Raw genomic sequence first — 16,949 nt, 5'->3', positions numbered from 1 at the left:
AGAGTTGGTTTGCGGACTGCAAACCTACTTGAAGACTGTTTTACCGTCTCAAAGGTAGACGTGCATCACCTTTCGGCGCAACCCAAAAACCGGACATTTCACAACAAATAGGTGTCGTTGCGAAATGCCCGGTCGGGTTCGGGAGCATTAGAGGTCTGCGATCGCCTCCAGAGGCTTCGTGCGAGCCGCCCGCACAGCAGGCCACAGTGCGGCCAGTACTCCTACGACGGCAGATCCCACCAACATGGACGCCACCTGACCCCAGGGGACGGTCATGGTCCCCAGGCCCTCGTCGCGCAGGGTCTGCACGAATCCCCAGCCGAAGGCGATGCCGAGGACGACGCCCACGATCGCGCCGAACAGCGCGATGAGCAACGACTCGAGGTAGATGATGCGACGAACCTGTGGACGCTGCATTCCGATGGCCCGCAGCATCCCGATTTCTCGCCGACGCTCCACGACGGACAGGGCCAGCGTGTTGACGATGCCGAGCACGGCGATGACGACGGCCAGTGCCAACAATCCATACAGCACGGCGAGCAGGGTGTCGATCTGTTGTCCCTGGCTGCCCTTGAACTCTTCGACGTCCTGAACCTGCACGACGACGAACGGCTTGGTGGCGGCCTCGAGGTCGGTGCGAAGGGTACCGAGATCGGTTCCCGGCACGGCCTTGACGAGCACCAGAAGATCCGACCGCGTGATGGACGGCGTCACTTTCTGATAGATGTCGCCCGAGACGATCCAGTTTCCGATCAGCGGATTGTCGGTGAACACCCCGGTGACGGTGACCGGCACCGAAGCCCCGTCGACGGTGTCGAAGGTGACCTGGGTGCCCACGGTCCATCCGCGGCCGGCGGCCTCGGTTTCCGATACCGAGAAGCCGTTGCTGTCGAGGTCTGCCGTGCCCTTGACCATCGACAGATCGAGCAGGCCTTCCGGCGAACCGTCGATGGCGGCTCCGTACTCCTCCTCGCCGGCGATCGTGACGAACACCGGGTGCAGAACTGCGGTTCGGTCGACGCCGTTCACTTGTTGCGCTGCTGTGGTGGCACCGGTCGGAACGCCGATCGACTGGGGGCCCGAGAGGATGTAGTCGGCCTCCACACCGGTGTCGACGAGCGAATCGACGCTGGCTTTCGCAGTGGATCCCAGTACGCCAATGACGGTGACGAGCATGAGGCCGAGCATCAGAGCGAAGGCGGTGGCCGCGGTGCGACGCGGGTTGCGCACGGAGTTGGTCCTGGCCAGCCGTCCTATCGCTCCGAACGGACGGGTGATGACGGCACCGAGTGCACCGACGATGGGCCGCGACAGGGACGGCGCGGCCAGTGCGGTGGCGACGATGAGTGCGACTGCACCTGCCCCGACCGTCGCGGCCGCGGCTCCGCCGGTCGACTGTGCGCCGATGACCAGTGCAGCCGCACCGGCGATTCCCAGCCCGACGCCCACGAACGTCCGAGTGCGCAGGGTGTCGCCGGCCGAGGCGAACTCCTCGCGCATCGCGGCGACCGGCGGAATCTTGGCTGCTCGACGCGCCGGTGCGTATGCGCTCAGGACGGTGACGATGATGCCGACCGCGAAGGCGACGGCGACGGTGCGGGGTTCGAGTGCCAGTGGACCCGACGGCAATCCCAGATCGAAGGCGTTGAGCAGAGCACGCAGGCCGTAGGCCAGCCCGACTCCGCCCGCGAAGCCGAGGACACTGCCGATGACGCCGACGACGAGTGCTTCGAGTACCACCGAGCGGCTGACCTGGCCGCGGCTGGCCCCGATGGCCCGCAGCAGCGCCAGCTCACGGACTCGCTGGGCAACGATCATCGAGAACGTGTTGTAGATGATGAAGGTACCGACGAGCAGTGCGATTCCGCCGAAGGCGAGCAGGAAGTAGTTGATGAACGACAGGGCCGACTCCACCTCGGCTTGGGTCTCTTCCTGTACGTCCGCGGCCGTCTGCACCTTCAGGCCGGGGAGCGCCGCGGAAATCTCGTCCCGCAGATCGCTCTGCGTGAGCCCCTGTGCGGTGAGATCGTTGCCCGCGACGTCGATGTACTGCACGTGGGCCCCGTCGGTGAACAACTCGTTCGCCTCGCTTTGCACGAACTGGATTCCGATGTAGCCGCCGGATTCTGTTGCAGTGGAATAGATTCCGGAAATCGTGATATCGGTGATGCCCTTGGACGGCACGAGCACCTGGGTGGCGTCGCCCACCTTCAACCCGGCGCGCTCGGCACCGCCGGCATTGATGGCGACCTGACCGGGAGCGGTGGGAGCCGAGCCGTCGACGAAGGTGGTCGGATCGCCCAGTCGTTGGTCTTCCGGGAGGTAGGACTCGCCGATGGTCGGTGCCCCGCCGGATTGCACGGCGGCACCGTCGGAGCCGAGCAGCACGAGCTGTCCGCCGACGTACGGCGATACGGCGCGCACGTTCGGCAGGGCCGAGATCGCGGCGATGTCCTCGTTGGGCACCCCGCTCGAGCGCGCGTCCTCGGGGCTCACCCGTACGTCTGCGCCCTGTGCGGTATCGGCGAACAGTGACGAGAAGGTGCGCTGGAGGGTGTCGGTGAACACGAACGAACCAGCGACGAATGCGGTGCCCAGGACCACGGACAGCACCGTCAGTGCCAATCGAACCTTGTGTGCAGCAAGGTTTCTCAGTGACACCTTGCGCATGGGATTGCCCGCCGGCTTGTGTCGAGGAGTCTTGTTGGAGACGGAATGCGCCATTATCGGACCGTTTCCAGCTTCTTCATCCGCTCGAGTACGGCGTCGGCCGTGGGCGAGTTCAGCTGATCGATGACGGCACCGTCGGCGAGGAACACGACGCGGTCGGCGTAGCTGGCCGCGCGTGGATCGTGGGTGACGATGACGACGGTCTGATCGAATTCGTCTGCGGCAGTGCGCAGAATCGACAACACCTCGCCGGAGGAGCGAGAATCCAGGTTGCCGGTTGGCTCGTCGCCGAACACGATGTCGGGTCGGCCGGCGAGCGCGCGGGCGCACGCCACTCGCTGTTGCTGCCCGCCCGAGAGTTCGCTGGGGCGGTGATCGAGGCGATCGCGGAGGCCGAGTCGGTCGACGACGGTGTCGAGCCACCCCTGATCCGGGGCGCGCCCCGCGATGTCGAGCGGCAGGGTGATGTTCTCCAGCGCGGTCAGCGTGGGCACCAGATTGAACGCCTGGAACACGAATCCGATTCGGTCCCTGCGCAATCCGGTCATCTCCTTGTCGGAGAGCGCCGTCAGCTCGGTGTCTCCGATGGTCACCGTGCCCGACGAAGCGGTATCCAATCCGGCCAGGCAATGCATGAGGGTGGACTTGCCCGAACCCGACGGGCCCATGATGGCGGTGAATTCTCCGCGAGCGAACTCGACGCTCACCCCGGACAGTGCGTGCACCTGGGTGTCCCCGGAACCGTAGACCTTCGATACGTCGACCGCGCGCGCGGCAATGTCGCTCATACGCTCCAGTGTTTCAGTGTTCTGCGCCGGTTGCTATCAGGGGAGACCCTGAACACGACCCCTATGATGGACGCCATGCGCATCGGAGCACACGTCCGCGACAGCACCGACCCTCTCGGTACCGCCGAGGCGCTCGGCGTCGATCTCGTCCAGATGTTTCTCACCGATCCGCAGAAGTGGAACAAGCTCGAACCACACCCGCAGGGCGAGGCTCTGCTGGCCGGCTCGGTCGATGTGGTGGTGCACTCGTCGTACGTGCTCAACGTCGCGAGCTTGAACAATCGGATTCGCATCCCGTCCAGGAAGGCCGTCGTCGAGCAGGCAGCTGCTGCAGCCGAGATCGGGGCCATCGGGCTGGTCGTCCACGGCGGCCACGTCCGCGAGGGCGAGGACACCGCCAAGGGAATCGACAACTGGCGCAAGCTCTTCGAGCGTCAGGCCGAGCAGGGCGGCTTCGCGGTGCCGATCTTCGTCGAGAACACCGCGGGTGGGGATTCGGCGATGGCGCGTCACTTCGACGACATCGCCCGGCTCTGGGATGCGATCGGCGAGTTCGGTGCCGGCTTCTGCCTCGACACCTGCCACGCGTGGGCCGGGGGCGAGGATCTCGTCGACGTCGTCGACCGCATCAAGGCCATCACCGGACGAATCGATCTGGTGCACCTGAACAACTCGCGCGACGAGTTCGACTCGGCCAGGGACAGACACGCGAACCTCGGCACCGGAACCATCGACGCCGAGATCTTGACCGCCGTCGCATTGGCCGCCGACGCGCCGGTGATTCTCGAGACGCCACCCGAAGGCATCGAGGACGACGTCAGGCTGCTGAAGAGCCTGTAGCCGCAGCTGCGATCGTTGTCAGGTGATGGACGGCTACCGACCACAGTCGAACCAGCTCGTCGACTCCCTGCAACTCGCCGGCCCAGCTGACCCGTGCCACCGTGGTACCGGCGTCCGTGACGGCAATCCTGACATCGATCGCGTACCCGTCCTTCGGCTCCGCCGATGTGTGGTCACGCACGATGATCTGCGCCCCTGCGCGTGATGCGAGCGCGGGATAGTTGCGGGTGAGTGCGTAATCGCGGCCGCCGTTCGGCACCGAGTCCAGTTTCCTGGAGACATCGTCGACGAGGTTCTGGCCGTGCGCGGGCACGGCGAGCGCGTCGGTGTGGACGGCGGGGAGGCGAACCGGGTGCACTGCGCTCGTGGCGTCGAGATCCAGATCCACCAGCACGCCGGCCGACGAGCCACGGCGATTGTTCCTCTGCCACGTACACACCGCCGACCCGAGCGCCGCGAGCAGCAGGGCATGGGGGTGGTGAGGGCTCTGGGGCATTTCGAGCGTCACCGAAGCCTGCTCGGAACGACCCGATGCCGATCGGGCGTCGAGCAGAGGCCGCTCGGCGGGGGTCAACACGGCAACCCAGTACGGAACCTGTTCGGCGACCTCGGTGCACAGGGTGCGTCCGAGCTGAGCTGGGCTGATGGTCTCCCCGCCTGAGAGTCCCTGTCGCGCGACTCTCAGCGGTGCGAACACGGTCACGCCGACGAACCCCACTTCCGGTGCAGATTGTCCTAGCCTTACCTAATTCGCCAAGGCTAGCTCGAGCCGGAATCGGGTGCCAGCACACCCCGGCGCGGCTCGGCGGCGCGCAGCATCGGAATGCCGGGGGAGACCGGCAGGGTTCCGGTCTCCAGGTCGTCGAGCAGCCCTTCGGACCAGGCCAACAGGCCGCTGACGTCGACACTGTGCGGAGGGTCGACTTCGAAGCCGATCAAGCGATCGTGTCCCTGCCTGAGCAGCGACGCGGCACCGATGCGATTGCCGCGCAAAAGGTGCGTCAGTCCGACGGCGAGTTGGGCGAGACCCTGCCACAAGGGACGCTCGTCGGTCGGGCAGCTCTTCCACGTGCCCTCGAGTACTTCGTGGGCGTGGAACGGCATGTTCGCATCGAGAAACTTCTGCGACTCGACGAGAGCTGCGCCGGGCGGAAGTCGTACGTCGTCGGGCACGCGTGGGATTCCGCTTCCACCGCGCGCGAGTGGCCGCCCGAGACCGTCGCGAGGCCTGGCATTGAGGGGTTTACCGCGCGCATCGCGCTCGCGTTCGGTCATGGCGGTCACCCTAGTGGGTGGGTGCCACTCCCTCGGCCGGTTGCCGCGCAGACGACCGCGCGGTGATGACACCCAGGGCGATCAGTGCTGCAGCGGACGTCACGACCATCGTTGTGGACACGGCCACCGCATCGTTTCCGAGTGCGCCGACGATCGGGGCGACGATGGCACCGAGACCGAACTGCGCCGCTCCGAGGAGTGCAGCAGCACCACCGGCGGCCTCACCGTGCCGAGACAGGGCGAGTGCGGGAGCGTTGGGCATCACGAATCCGACGGCCCCGAGCACGAACCACAGCGGGACGACGAATCCCGCCATACCGCCGGTCCCGGTCACTGCCAATGCCACCATGACGCCGCCCGCGACGACGCCGAACGACAGTGCCGACAGGACGATCTGTACCGGTGCGAAGCGTCCGAGCAGCAGGACGTTGAGCTGGGACGCGCCGATCAGGGAGATCGCGCCTGCAGCGAAGACGATCGCGAACTGCTGCTCGTCGAGGCCGAACTCCTCCTGCAGCACGAACGACGACCCCGCCACGTAGGCGAACAGCGACGACATCGCCAGTGCGGCGACCAGGACGAGTACGACGAACTGGGCGTCACGCAGCAGCGAGCGGTAGGTGCGCAGCACCGGCATGACGCCGCTGGCTCGACGACGCTCGGGCGGCAGGGTCTCGCGCAGCGACATGATCGCCAGCGTCAACAGTCCGACGCCCAGGATCGCCAGCGCTGCGAAGACGAGACGCCATGATCCGACCAGCAGCACGGCACCGCCGAGCGACGGAGCCAGCACGGGCGCGACGCCCATGACGAGCATCAGACGCGACAGCACGGTGGCGGCAGCGCGGCCGGTGAACAGATCGCGCACGATGGCCATGGCCACCACCGCTGCCGCCGCAGCTCCGAGACCCTGCACGACGCGTAAGCCACCGAGCACGGCGATGTTCGGGGCCACGATGCAGGCCACGGAAGCGAGGATGTGCACGCCGGTACCGACGATCAGGGGAAGCCGTCGCCCGACGATGTCCGACAGCGGCCCGATGACGAGTTGGCCGAGGGCGAGCCCGACCAACGTGCCGGCGAGCGTGAGCTGCACGGCGGACGACGGAGTGTTCAGGTCGTCGGCGATGGCCGGTAGAGCCGGCAGGTACATGTCGATGGTCAGCGGACCGAGGGCGATGAGCGCGCCGAGTACGAGGATCACCCGCAGGCGTTCCCGCGATGTCGGCTCGGTCGTGGTCGTCGGGGCGGTCGAGTTCGTCACTGACGTGTTCGTTGCTGGGGCCACCCGAAAGTCAGCAACCGGGGAACTCGTTCTGTTCCCGGTTGCTGACTACAACTTTCGTGTTCTATGCCACGGCGTCGGACAGAACCGTCAGTTTCTCGACTTCCTGACTGGTCAGAGCCAAAGCCGGTGCGTCGAGCAGGGCGGGCAGCTGAGAAATCTTGCTCGCACTGGCAATGGGCGCCGTGATACCCGGACGAGCCAGCAGCCAGGCCAGAGCAACGCTCGAAATCTCCGCGGATCGCGATTCGGCGATCTCACGCAGACCCTGCACCACCTCGAGCCCGGCATCGGAGAAGTATCCCGTGGTCAGCCGCTCGCGCTGTTGGCCGGCCAAATCCTCGCGGGTGCGGTACTTGCCCGTCAGGAATCCGGCAGCGAGGGAGAAGTAGGGAAACACGCCGAGGTTGTGATCGACGGCCAGCTTCTGCAGTTCTCCCTCGTAGTCGCGGCGGGCGACCAGGTTGTAGTGCGGTTGCAGCGCGATCGGAGCGGCGAACCCGTTCTCCTTCGCCAGTTCGAGCCACTCGCGCACCCGCGCCGGGGTGTAGTTCGAGATGGCGACATAGCGAACCTTGCCAGCCGTGACCAACTCGTCGAACGCGGCGAGGGACTCCACCAGCGGGGTCTTGTCGTCGTCGTAGTGCGCGTAGTAGACGTCGATGTGGTCGGTCTGCAACCGAGTCAACGACGCGTCGGCGGCCGCTCGGATGTTGCCCGGGGCCAGCCCGCGAAAGTCGGGATGCTGGCTGACCTTGGTGGCGATGACCACGTCGTCGCGGTTGCCACGAGCGTTGGTCCACTTGCCGATGATCGTCTCCGACTCGCCGCCGGAGTTGCCGTCGGCGAAGGCCGAGTACGAGTCGGCGGTGTCGACGAAGTTGCCTCCACCGGCGGTGAAGGCGTCGAGAATCTCGAAGGACGCAGCCTCGTCGCTGGTCCAGCCGAAGGTGTTCCCGCCGAGGGCGAGCGGAAAGATGTCGAGATCGGACGTGCCGATGGCAACCACGAAGTACTCCTTACGTTGGCGAACAACTCGACTGTACGAGCAGCCGAGGGCTCAGTGCCACGTGTGATCCACCAGAGCGGTTCGCGGACCGAACTTCGGCTTGGTGGCCTTCCCGCTCAGGTACAGCAAGCGAATCGCGCGATGCCGATGCGGAGCCAGGGGCCGCAGGTACTCGACCATTTCGGCGTCGTCGATGGGCCTGCCCAACAGCGACCAACCCACCACCGCAGCCAGGTGATAGTCGCCGACCGACAACGCGTCGGGATCCCCCAGGGCACGCTGCGCGGTCTCTGCCGCGGTCCAGATACCGACGCCCGGGATCGCCCGCAGCCTGCGTTGCGCATCCTCGGGCGTCATCGTCGACGCCTCCTCCAGGCGTCCGGCCGCCTGCGCGGCGCGGACGATGGTCTTCGACCGGGCCGGGTCGACGTTGGCGCGGTGGTACTCCCACGAGGGAATACGACGCCACACGTCGGGTGTGGGGAAGACGAACATCGGCTTGGGAGTCGGCCCCGGTGCGCTCTCGCCGAACTTGCTCACCAGGTAGCGCCACGAACCGAACGCCGAAATACCGTGTACGCGTTGCTCGATGATCGCCGGGATCAACGCCTCGAGGACCAGGTCGGTTCGGCCGAGACGCAGCTGCGGCAACTGCCGGTGTGCCTCTCGCAGAATTGGGTGCTCCGGTGCGAATGTACTGGCGTCGTCGCCGTGGCCGAGCAGCGCGGGCACCGCGTCCAACAGTTCGAGTGCGCCGGGGCCCCATGCTCGGGCCTGGACGCTGGTCGGCGACGCTTGGGTCAGACGGTAGGTCACCGGACCCGACTTCATCCGCGACGTGCGCCAGATTCCGCCGTCCGGCGTCGACTCGTAGGTGGGATCGCCGCGGCCCCGACGCAACGGCGACAGCGACATCCGCACGTCGAGCCGCTTCTCGGACGTGACGACGCGTACGGTTCCGCTCGACCCGGTGGCGTCGGACATTGCGGTTCGTCACCTCCCGGACTGTCAGGACCAGCGTCGACGGTGTATCTCTGGCAGAGCCCAGTCAACACCCTCGGCGGAGTCGACGGGAAATATCGTGTACCCGCACAAGGAGGACAACCGTGACTCGATCGAGGGCAGCATCGTTCGTCGGGGTCGCATTCGCGTTCGTCGTCGCGATGATGGGCACGACGATGCCGACGCCGCTCTACGCGTTGTACGAGGTCGAATTCGGGTTCTCCGTATTCGTCGTCACGTTGGTGTTCGCCGCGTACGCCGTGGGCGTGCTCGGGGCACTGTTGGCCTTCGGTCGCTGGTCCGATTCGCTCGGTCGACGTCCGATGTTGTTGGCGGCGATCGCTTTCGGTCTCGTCAGTGCCGTGGTGTTCGTGACCGCGGACTCACTGACGGCCCTGGTGATCGGGCGCGTGTTGTCCGGTGTCTCGGCCGGGATCTTCGTGGGTACCGCCACGGTGACCCTGCTCGAACTGGTTCCCGACTCGTGGCGTGATCGGGCTCCGGCGATCGCCACGGCTGCCAATATCGGAGGTCTGGGTCTCGGGCCGCTGGTGGCAGGTCTGTTGGTGGAATACCTGCCGCAGCCCTTGCGGCTGACGTTCTTCGTCGACATCGCGCTGCTACTCGTAGCTGCAGTCGCGGTGTACTTCGCGCCCGAAACCGTCCGAGTCGTCGCCGGTGCGCGTCCGCACGTGCAGCGCCTGTCCGTTCCGGTGGAGGTGCGCGGCACGTTCTTGCGCGCTGCGGTGGGCGGTTTCGCAGGGTTCGCGGTACTGGGGTTGTTCACCGCCGTCTCACCGGGATTCATCGCCGGTGTGCTGGGGATCGACAATCACGCGATCACAGGTGTCGTGGTGTTCGCCGTCTTCGCCGCGTCCGCGACCGCCCAGATCACGCTGCGCGCAGCCGATCCCACCTCGGCTCAGCGCTGGGGATGCCTGGTCTTGGTGTTCGGTCTGGTGCTGCTTGCCGCGTCGTTGCTGCTGACGTCTCTGATCGTGTTGGTGTGCGCGGCGCTGCTCTGCGGAATCGGGCAGGGCGTGACGTTCAGCAACGGGATGGCCGCGATCGGTGCGCAGCTTCCGCCGCACCGGCGCGCCGAAGTGACCTCCACCTTCTTCGTCGTGCTCTACGTTGCGATTTCGGTCCCGGTGATCGGTGCCGGGGCTGCGGCGACGGAGTGGGGCCTGGTGACTGCGGGGCTGGTGTTCTCGGCGCTGATCGCGGCGCTGGCAGCGGTGGCGTTCGTGCTGCTCACCCTCGACGGCCGAAGGGCCACGGGTACCAGCACGTCGTGACCCGGTTCGCCGAGATCGGTTCTCAGCACAGCGCAGACGATCACCAAGTAACTCGATGGCGGTGAGCGAGTCACCCGGAGTTTGTCGGTGGCCCGACGTAGGGTCTGAGACCGTGATCATCGTGAGTACGGACGGCTCGTGTCTGCGTAACCCCGGCGGAGCAATCGGGTGGGCGTGGGTCAACCACACGGGGCCGAGCAACTCCGGTGGCGAGCCCTCGGGCACCAACCAGGTAGCCGAGCTCCGTGCCCTGCTCGAGGCAGTGCTGGCGCACCCCGGCCCCGAACCGCTGTTGATCGAGTCCGATTCTCAGTACGCAATCAAGTGTGCGTCCGAGTGGCTCGCAGGCTGGAAGCGCAAGGGCTGGAAGACGGCGAGCGGCACTCCGGTACGCAACCTCGAGCTCGTGCAGAACATCGAGCGGGCCATCACCGATCGTGAAGGGCCCGTCCGGTTCCGGTGGGTCCGTGGACACGTCGGCAACCACTTCAACGAAGCAGCCGACGCCTTGGCAGGCGAAGCTGCCAGGGCAATCGCAGCAGCGGGAGCCAACGCCGGGTCCAAGCCGGCCGTGACCGAACCTGCCGTGACCGAGCCTGCCGTGACCAAGCCTGCCATGACCAAGCCTGCCGAGGACGAGCCTGCCGAGGCCGTGCCCGCTGTGACCCAGCGCCGCAAGAGCGCAGCTCCGCGGTCCTCGGAGCCGGAGATCGCGACGCTGTTCTGACGGTTGTGCTCGGCAGTCAGCCGCGAGGTTTCATGCGGGCGTTCGGGAGTTCGGGCGCATGAAGCCGCGGCCCGGGGTAGCCCTCGACGGTGCCGAACTGACCGTTCTCGGCCTCGTAGGCCGCTCGATACTCGACGACGTCTTCGTGACTGCGGCCGACGAAGTTCCACCACATCACGATCTGCTCGCCGAACGGCGGACCGCCCAGTAGCAGGAACCGAACCGGCTCCTGCGTCGAATTGTGCAGGTGCAGTTCGTGTTCACCGGGTTCGACATAGCCCAGTTCGGCAGCGCCTAGATCGATATCGGCCAGGGTCACCGATCCTCGGTCGACGATGATCCCGTGCTCGAACGTCGGGTCGACTTCGAGAGTGACCCGCGCGCCGGCGTCGAGCACCATCTCTGCCCCGAGCAGTGGGGTGTACGTCGACACCGGTGAGGTCTCGCCGAGCACGGTGCCGAGGAACACTCGGGCGGCGAGTCCGGGTGCAGTGACCGGGTCCGGTACGTAGTGCTCGAATGTCGGTGCAACAAAACGGGATACGGCCGGAAGGGCGACCCACAACTGCATGCCGTGCAGGATGTCGGTCTGCGGGGTGGAGACCTCGGAGTGACTGATGCCATGCCCGGCCGTCATCAGGTTCAGTTCGCCCGGCCGAACCATGGCGTGCGAACCCACGCTGTCTCGGTGCTCGATCTCGCCCGAGAACAGCCAGCTGACCGTCTGCAGCCCGGTGTGCGGGTGCGGTGCGACATCCATGCGCGAGCGCTCCGGGCCGTAGTGATCGGCGAAACACCATGCGCCGATGAGGGATCGGTCCTTGTGGGGCAGGGTGCGACGAACCTTCATGGCGCGGGGACCGCCGAGTGGAACTTCACGAGGGGTGAGGACCTGGATCATGTGTGCTCCCGGATGTCGGTCTGGGCGAGTCTGAGCTTGGTGCACAGACTTCGGAGTGTCTTCAGCTCGTCGGCATTCAGAGCGTCGCCGACGTAGCGCCTGATGCGGGCGGCGTGTTTCCGTCCGATGGTCGTCTGCACGTCCGCTCCAGTATCGGTCAGGCAGATGACCGTCCCGCGTTTGTCCGACGGATCAGGTTCTCGAGCAACGTAACCCAATGCTGCAAGGCGGTCGCACATCCGACTGAGCGACGGTTGGCTGAGCAGGATCTCGTCGTTGAGTTCGTGCAACCGGAGTCGGCGGTTCGGAATGGTACTCAGGGTGAACAACACGTCGTACTCACGCATGCCGATCGGATCCCAGATGTCGTCTGCGGTGAACCGGCGCATCAGCGCGACCTGGGAGCGAAACAGCGCCTCCCAGGCCTGGATCGACAACTCGGTGTCAGACGGCAACAGCTGCTTCTTTCTCCGCCAGCATCGACGCGTGAGTCGGGGGATTCTCCGGAACACCCTCGGGGCGTCGGGCAGCGAATTCTCTGCGCAGTACCGGCACCACGTCCTCGCCCAGGATGTCGAGCTGTTCGAGTACGGTCTTCAACGGCAGACCGGCGTGGTCCATCAGGAACAGTTGACGCTGGTAGTCGCCGAAGTAGTCCGCGAACGCGAGCGTCTTCTCGATCACCTGCTGCGGAGATCCGACGGTCAGTGGGGTCTGCTCGGTGAAGTCCTCCATGGTGGGACCGTGGCCGTAGACGGGTGCGTTGTCGAAGTACGGCCGGAACTCCTTTACCGCGTCCTGGCTGTTCTTGCGCATGAACACCTGACCACCCAGGCCGACGATGGCCTGGTCGGCACGGCCGTGGCCGTAGTGCTCGTACCGTTCGCGATACAGGTCGATCAGCGCGATGTAGTGCTCCTTGGGCCAGAAGATGTTGTTCGCGAAGAAACCGTCACCGTGATACGCGGCGATCTCTGCGATCTCCGGGCTGCGGATCGAGCCGTGCCACACGAACGGCGCGATGTCGTCGAGCGGGCGCGGCGTCGAGGTGAACCCGTCGAGGGGGGTGCGGAAGTTGCCCTTCCAGCTCACGACGTCCTCGGTCCACAGTCGTCGGAGGAGTTGGTAGTTCTCCAGCGCGAGCGGAATTCCCTGACGGATGTCCTGGCCGAACCACGGGTAGACCGGACCGGTGTTGCCGCGACCCATGATGAGGTCGACGCGTCCCTCGGACAGATGCTGGAGCATCGCGTAGTCCTCGGCGATCTTCACCGGGTCGTTGGTGGTGATCAACGTGGTCGACGTGGACAGAATCAGCTTCTCGGTCCGCGCCGCGATGTAGCCGAGCATCGTCGTGGGCGAAGACGGCACGAACGGCGGGTTGTGGTGCTCGCCGGTAGCAAAAACGTCGAGGCCCACTTCTTCGGCATGTTCGGCGATGGTGACCATCGCGCGGATGCGCTCGTGTTCGGTGGGCGTCACACCGGTCGTGGGGTCGGTGGTGACGTCTCCGACGGAGAAAATTCCGAACTGCATGGTGCGCTCCTACCCGAACAAAGTTCATGCGTTTGCATCGACTACGCCGTACAACCGACACGCCGTTCGGGCTATTCCGTGTCGATCACCGGACGAGCGACGCGGTTCCGCCGAGCGAACGCACGTCGTACGACTCGGCCGCGCCGTGCTGCTCGGACGACCCGCCGTGCACGGTGTAGAGCACTGCGTAGGAGGTGAACGTGACGTCTTGGCCGTCCTCCGCGTCGATGTTGATCCGCGGCAGAACGATGAGTAGGTGGGTCCGGTTGCCGTCCGAGAGAGTCTTCACGAGGGTGCGCACCTCGAATCCCAGATCGGAGCGGGTGACGTCCGTGGATTCCAGCGTCTCACCACTGAGGACGAGCTGCGCCGCCCAGACGCCGGCGGATCGATGGGCGTCCACGGTTCCGGTGATGTCGTCGCCACTGAACTCGTAGTGGTTCGCTGCTGTGAAAGGCATGGTCACAGGCTATGCCCGGGCGGGTGAAAAAACTTCGAAAGAATTTCCCATCCGATACCCATCCACCCGGTGACGGGCCCCGAATGGTCAATGAGACACCCGCTGCTGCTGTCGCCCCCGACCGCCGTCAGTAGTGGGTGTCTCCCTTAATTTGTGAGCCCTCGTCGGCCTGACTCTTTCCCTAGCATCGACGTCATGGCGTTTCGCATCGTTCCCGTCACGGCCGAGTCCTGGCCGCTGTTCCGCGCTCTTCGGCTCGAGATGTTGGCAGACTCGCCGAAGGCGTTCGTCGAGACTCTCGATGCTGCGTCGCGACAATCGGATGACGACTGGGTGCGGCGAGCCGCCGAAACCAATTCTGCGTTCTCGTGTGGCTTCGCCGCGGTGGACGACGCGGGTCGGTGGGTAGGAATCATGCGGGCGCGGGTCGAAGACGGTAGGACATTTCTGCTGGGCGTCTACGTGACGCCCCTCCTCCGCGGCGAAGGCCTCGCCGAAGCCTTGCTGCTCGAAATCGAGCGTTGGGCCGGCGAACGCGGGCACGACCAGCTGACGCTCGAGGTGCACGAGCACAATCGACGCGCCCAGGCCTTCTATCGGCGCAGGGGATTCAGCGCTACCGGTGAAAGAGTTCCCTACCCCTTGGCTCCCCATGAGCATGAAGTTGTGATGATCAAACCACTTGGGGCGCGACCATAGACCCGTTGATGACGGGCGCGGCAGGGAGAATCGCTCGCGGCGAAGAGCTACTGCGAGCCGGGGATCCGGACGCTGTCCGCCGCGCACTTGCGTGAAGAAGACCCCAATTCGCTGAGTCGACTGACCAATCGATCGGTGTCGAGACCGGAACACCGGACGGCAAATTCATGCAGCGGGACGAGAGCGTGGAAGTCGGCCCGTACGTCCCGGTCGTACAGGACATCCACGAGATTCGCGAAGCGCTGAGCGGCGAATTCGTCGACACTCGCAAGAGCCGGAATCTCGGTGACCGTCACACTCGTTGCCGTCTCGATCATCTGGAGGTAGTCACCTGTCGAACGAGCGGCGTAGCACAACTCGGCAAACGTATGACCACCCGAGACCGGCTCGAGACTCCAACTCCCCGACGCGAATCGCGACCCGCTGGCGCCGGCGGGACGGTAGTCGACGGGACCGTCGACGCAGACCACGTCGAGTTCGTCCTTCAGCTTCTCGATCGTCGGCAGGAACGTCGGGCGGAACAGCGGATTAGGCAGCAACTCGTCGGGCGCGTAGTTCGAGGTGACGACCAGGACGACGCCGCGAGCGAAGAGGGCGTCGAGCATGCGGGTGATGAGGCGGGCATCGCCGATGTCGTGGACGTGGAATTCGTCGAAGCACAGCAGTGATGCAGGAGAGGATTCCGTCGACAGGATGTCGTAGATGGCCGCGTCGATCGAGAAGTTGCGGCGAAAGTACGCCGCGTGCAGGTCGCGGAAGAAGCTGTGGAAATGAACGCGCTTCTTGGCCGTGACGTCGACGTTGTCGAAATAGGTGTCGAGCAACCAGGTCTTGCCGCGTCCGACCGGCCCCCACAGATAGAGGCCCTTCTTGCCGGGCGTGGACAGCGCGTCAGCTGCTGCGGCCTGGGCATCGTCCAGGATGAAGTCGGTGTCGAAGGTGCATCGCGGTGCAGTCGGCCTCATGAACCGAACCGTACTCCGACAGGCTCTACATTTGTAGAGTGGGTGTGTAGGCTCACGCTCATGGATCGTCGAACTGCCATCGCCGACGCCGCGCTCGGCGTCGTTGCTCGCGATGGTCTGCGCGCGTTGACCCACCGCGCGATCGACTCGACGCTCGAGTACCCGGCCGGGTCCACGTCGTACTACTTCCGAACCAAGTCCGATCTGCTCGCTGCGGTGGCCGCCAGACTGGTCGAGTTGTCACACGCGTCGTTCGTGGACATTGCCGACAACGAGACCGACGTGGCCACGGTGGTGGGGCAGTACCTCCACCGTGCGCTCACTCATCGCATGACCGAGCTGCGGGCTCGTTACGCGCTGATGCTCGACCCTGCTGTTGCGCAGGATGTTCGGGATGTCCTGGCCCGCTCGTTCTTTTCGCTCGAACTGGCCCGTGAACTGTTCGGCGACCCCGCCCACGGCGACGGGCTTGTCTCGCTCTGCGAGGGCTTGGTTGCCGATGTGGTGTTCGGCCGTCGGACGTCGAATACCGTTGCAGCGCTACGGCATCCGATCGCCGTCTACCTCGAGGGTGCCAAGGAGGCGGAGAATCAGAGCGGGTAGCCGACTCCGGTCAACTTCTCGCTGACGTCCCACAGCTTCGCCGCGAGTGCGGGATCCTGTGCCGTGCGAGTCATCGACGCCGGGCCCGGCTTGCCGCGTGACTCGAACAGCGATGTGGGGCCGCTGTACGTGCCGCCGCCTGCGACGTCGACGGCATAGATCGTGGGAAGTGCTCCGGCACGGGCGGATTGCGAGATGAACTTCAGTCCGATGGGTGCCAGTGCCGCCAGGATCTTGTTGCTGCCCAAGCCGTCCGGGCTGGAGTACAGCTCGGTCGAGGAGATGCCGGGGTGCGCAGCATTGCTGGTCACCTTCGATCCGGCCTTGTCGATCCGACGCTGCAATTCCAGCGCGAACAAGATGTTCGCGAGCTTGGAGTTCGCGTACCCACGCTGAGCGCTGTAGCCCCGCTCGAGCTGGAGATTGTCGAAGTCGAGTTTGGGGCGCTGACGGTGCGCGACGGACGCGATGGTGGTGATCTTCGCGTCGTCGGCGAGCTTGGGAAACAGCAGGCCGGTCAGGGCGAAGTGGCCGAGGTGATTGGTGCCGAGCTGAAGCTCGAATCCGTCCTCGGTCTCGGTCCGCGAGGCCGGCATCATGACGCCTGCATTGTTGATCAGTACGTCGATCGACTCGGGAGCCGACGCGGCATATTCCCGCACCGAGGCCAGGTCGGCGAGATTCAGGGTCGCCGTGTCGACGGTTCCGTTCGGTGCCTCCGCTCGGATCTTCGCCGCTGCGGACTCGGCTTTTTCCTGGTTACGGCAGGCGAGCGTCACATGGTCGCCACGGTTCGCGAACTCCAAGGCGGTGAAGTAGCCGATACCGGTGTTCGCTCCGGTGATGACAACGCGTCTCTGCTTGGTTTCAGGCACGGCGTCAGGCTACCGG

Annotated in this window: 18 protein-coding genes; 5 read left to right on the top strand and 13 right to left on the bottom strand. The window is 65.5% G+C overall.

All coding sequences use genetic code 11. From position 1 onward, the window contains the following. Positions 1–147: 147 nt before the first annotated feature. Together ACQR3T_RS08875 and ACQR3T_RS08870 are read right to left on the bottom strand one after the other, a co-directional pair. Entirely contained in the window at positions 148–2,670 is a 2,523-nt protein-coding gene (locus ACQR3T_RS08875) for an ABC transporter permease (RefSeq protein ID WP_032379379.1), read from the bottom strand. A 53-nt stretch (positions 2,671–2,723) separates the two neighbouring features. Next, on the bottom strand, positions 2,724–3,458 hold the full coding sequence (locus ACQR3T_RS08870; protein WP_032378575.1) for an ABC transporter ATP-binding protein: 735 nt from the start codon (positions 3,456–3,458) through the stop codon (positions 2,724–2,726). A 75-nt stretch (positions 3,459–3,533) separates the two neighbouring features. On the opposite strand from ACQR3T_RS08870, the gene ACQR3T_RS08865 reads away from it, so the two are divergent. Next, a complete protein-coding gene (locus ACQR3T_RS08865) occupies positions 3,534–4,298 on the top strand; it encodes a deoxyribonuclease IV (protein ID WP_032379378.1) in 765 nt (254 codons plus the stop codon). Here the strand turns inward: ACQR3T_RS08865 and ACQR3T_RS08860 are convergent. The 5 genes from ACQR3T_RS08860 to ACQR3T_RS08840 form a co-directional block, all read right to left on the bottom strand. Beyond that, entirely contained in the window at positions 4,276–5,001 is a 726-nt protein-coding gene (locus ACQR3T_RS08860; protein WP_155293203.1) for a hypothetical protein, read from the bottom strand. The two genes, ACQR3T_RS08865 and ACQR3T_RS08860, sit on opposite strands and share 23 nt — an antisense overlap. Before the next feature lie 56 nt (positions 5,002–5,057). Then, complete coding sequence (locus ACQR3T_RS08855) at positions 5,058–5,573, bottom strand: DUF309 domain-containing protein (protein WP_052070774.1); 516 nt, start codon at positions 5,571–5,573, stop codon at positions 5,058–5,060. A gap of 10 nt (positions 5,574–5,583) precedes the next feature. Continuing rightward, positions 5,584–6,837: a multidrug effflux MFS transporter gene (locus ACQR3T_RS08850; RefSeq protein ID WP_032378574.1), complete on the bottom strand. Its 1,254-nt coding sequence runs from the start codon at positions 6,835–6,837 to the stop codon at positions 5,584–5,586. Between the two features lie 85 nt (positions 6,838–6,922). Then, positions 6,923–7,867 (bottom strand): aldo/keto reductase, encoded by a 945-nt coding sequence (locus tag ACQR3T_RS08845; RefSeq protein WP_428693149.1) that lies wholly within the window; start codon positions 7,865–7,867, stop codon positions 6,923–6,925. 51 nt (positions 7,868–7,918) lie between these two features. After that, positions 7,919–8,851, bottom strand: coding sequence for a DNA-3-methyladenine glycosylase family protein (locus ACQR3T_RS08840; RefSeq protein ID WP_428693148.1), 933 nt, complete (start codon positions 8,849–8,851; stop codon positions 7,919–7,921). Between the two features lie 122 nt (positions 8,852–8,973). Between ACQR3T_RS08840 and ACQR3T_RS08835 the strand changes: the two genes are divergently transcribed. After that, positions 8,974–10,167, top strand: a complete 1,194-nt coding sequence (locus ACQR3T_RS08835) for an MFS transporter (protein ID WP_032378571.1) — start codon at positions 8,974–8,976, stop codon at positions 10,165–10,167. A 112-nt stretch (positions 10,168–10,279) separates the two neighbouring features. Then, entirely contained in the window at positions 10,280–10,894 is a 615-nt protein-coding gene (locus ACQR3T_RS08830; protein WP_428693147.1) for a ribonuclease H family protein, read from the top strand. A gap of 16 nt (positions 10,895–10,910) precedes the next feature. Here the strand turns inward: ACQR3T_RS08830 and ACQR3T_RS08825 are convergent, their stop codons facing one another. The 4 genes from ACQR3T_RS08825 to ACQR3T_RS08810 form a co-directional block, all read right to left on the bottom strand. Further along, positions 10,911–11,795, bottom strand: a complete 885-nt coding sequence (locus ACQR3T_RS08825) for a pirin family protein (RefSeq protein ID WP_428693146.1) — start codon at positions 11,793–11,795, stop codon at positions 10,911–10,913. Beyond that, positions 11,792–12,250, bottom strand: a complete 459-nt coding sequence (locus tag ACQR3T_RS08820) for a MarR family winged helix-turn-helix transcriptional regulator (protein ID WP_428693145.1) — start codon at positions 12,248–12,250, stop codon at positions 11,792–11,794. Before ACQR3T_RS08820 ends, ACQR3T_RS08825 begins: the two co-directional genes overlap by 4 nt. Beyond that, positions 12,240–13,331: an LLM class flavin-dependent oxidoreductase gene (locus tag ACQR3T_RS08815; RefSeq protein ID WP_428693144.1), complete on the bottom strand. Its 1,092-nt coding sequence runs from the start codon at positions 13,329–13,331 to the stop codon at positions 12,240–12,242. Before ACQR3T_RS08815 ends, ACQR3T_RS08820 begins: the two co-directional genes overlap by 11 nt. 85 nt (positions 13,332–13,416) lie before the next feature. Beyond that, entirely contained in the window at positions 13,417–13,791 is a 375-nt protein-coding gene (locus ACQR3T_RS08810) for a hypothetical protein (protein WP_037172495.1), read from the bottom strand. Between the two features lie 195 nt (positions 13,792–13,986). Between ACQR3T_RS08810 and ACQR3T_RS08805 the strand changes: the two genes are divergently transcribed. Then, the gene (locus ACQR3T_RS08805; protein ID WP_428693143.1) at positions 13,987–14,490 is read left to right on the top strand and encodes a GNAT family N-acetyltransferase; all 504 of its coding nucleotides are present in this window, start codon (positions 13,987–13,989) and stop codon (positions 14,488–14,490) included. A gap of 47 nt (positions 14,491–14,537) precedes the next feature. On the opposite strand, the gene zapE is transcribed toward ACQR3T_RS08805, so the two are convergent. Next, positions 14,538–15,455, bottom strand: coding sequence for a cell division protein ZapE (gene zapE / locus ACQR3T_RS08800; protein WP_428693142.1), 918 nt, complete (start codon positions 15,453–15,455; stop codon positions 14,538–14,540). A gap of 60 nt (positions 15,456–15,515) precedes the next feature. On the opposite strand from zapE, the gene ACQR3T_RS08795 reads away from it, so the two are divergent. Next, on the top strand, positions 15,516–16,058 hold the full coding sequence (locus ACQR3T_RS08795) for a TetR/AcrR family transcriptional regulator (RefSeq protein ID WP_428693141.1): 543 nt from the start codon (positions 15,516–15,518) through the stop codon (positions 16,056–16,058). On the opposite strand, the gene ACQR3T_RS08790 is transcribed toward ACQR3T_RS08795, so the two are convergent. Next, on the bottom strand, positions 16,046–16,933 hold the full coding sequence (locus ACQR3T_RS08790) for an oxidoreductase (protein WP_428693140.1): 888 nt from the start codon (positions 16,931–16,933) through the stop codon (positions 16,046–16,048). The two genes, ACQR3T_RS08795 and ACQR3T_RS08790, sit on opposite strands and share 13 nt — an antisense overlap. Between the last annotated feature and the right edge of the window lie 16 nt (positions 16,934–16,949).

Origin of the sequence: Rhodococcus sp. IEGM1428 (assembly GCF_050321865.1) — a bacterium.
Classification (GTDB): Bacteria; Actinomycetota; Actinomycetes; order Mycobacteriales; family Mycobacteriaceae; genus Rhodococcoides.
The sequence above is the reverse complement of the archived record's forward strand: the minus strand, read 5'-3'. Positions and strand labels throughout refer to the sequence as shown.

Coding starts and splice junctions, on each gene's coding strand:
- ACQR3T_RS08825 (WP_428693146.1), bottom strand. CDS start 11,795: ATGATCCAGGTCCTCACCCCTCGTGAAGTTCCACTCGGCGGTCCCCGC.
- ACQR3T_RS08795 (WP_428693141.1), top strand. CDS start 15,516: ATGGATCGTCGAACTGCCATCGCCGACGCCGCGCTCGGCGTCGTTGCT.
- ACQR3T_RS08875 (WP_032379379.1), bottom strand. CDS start 2,670: ATGCGCAAGGTGTCACTGAGAAACCTTGCTGCACACAAGGTTCGATTG.
- zapE (WP_428693142.1), bottom strand. CDS start 15,455: ATGAGGCCGACTGCACCGCGATGCACCTTCGACACCGACTTCATCCTG.
- ACQR3T_RS08855 (WP_052070774.1), bottom strand. CDS start 5,573: ATGACCGAACGCGAGCGCGATGCGCGCGGTAAACCCCTCAATGCCAGG.
- ACQR3T_RS08865 (WP_032379378.1), top strand. CDS start 3,534: ATGCGCATCGGAGCACACGTCCGCGACAGCACCGACCCTCTCGGTACC.
- ACQR3T_RS08840 (WP_428693148.1), bottom strand. CDS start 8,851: ATGTCCGACGCCACCGGGTCGAGCGGAACCGTACGCGTCGTCACGTCC.
- ACQR3T_RS08805 (WP_428693143.1), top strand. CDS start 13,987: ATGGCGTTTCGCATCGTTCCCGTCACGGCCGAGTCCTGGCCGCTGTTC.
- ACQR3T_RS08815 (WP_428693144.1), bottom strand. CDS start 13,331: ATGCAGTTCGGAATTTTCTCCGTCGGAGACGTCACCACCGACCCCACG.
- ACQR3T_RS08810 (WP_037172495.1), bottom strand. CDS start 13,791: ATGCCTTTCACAGCAGCGAACCACTACGAGTTCAGTGGCGACGACATC.
- ACQR3T_RS08870 (WP_032378575.1), bottom strand. CDS start 3,458: ATGAGCGACATTGCCGCGCGCGCGGTCGACGTATCGAAGGTCTACGGT.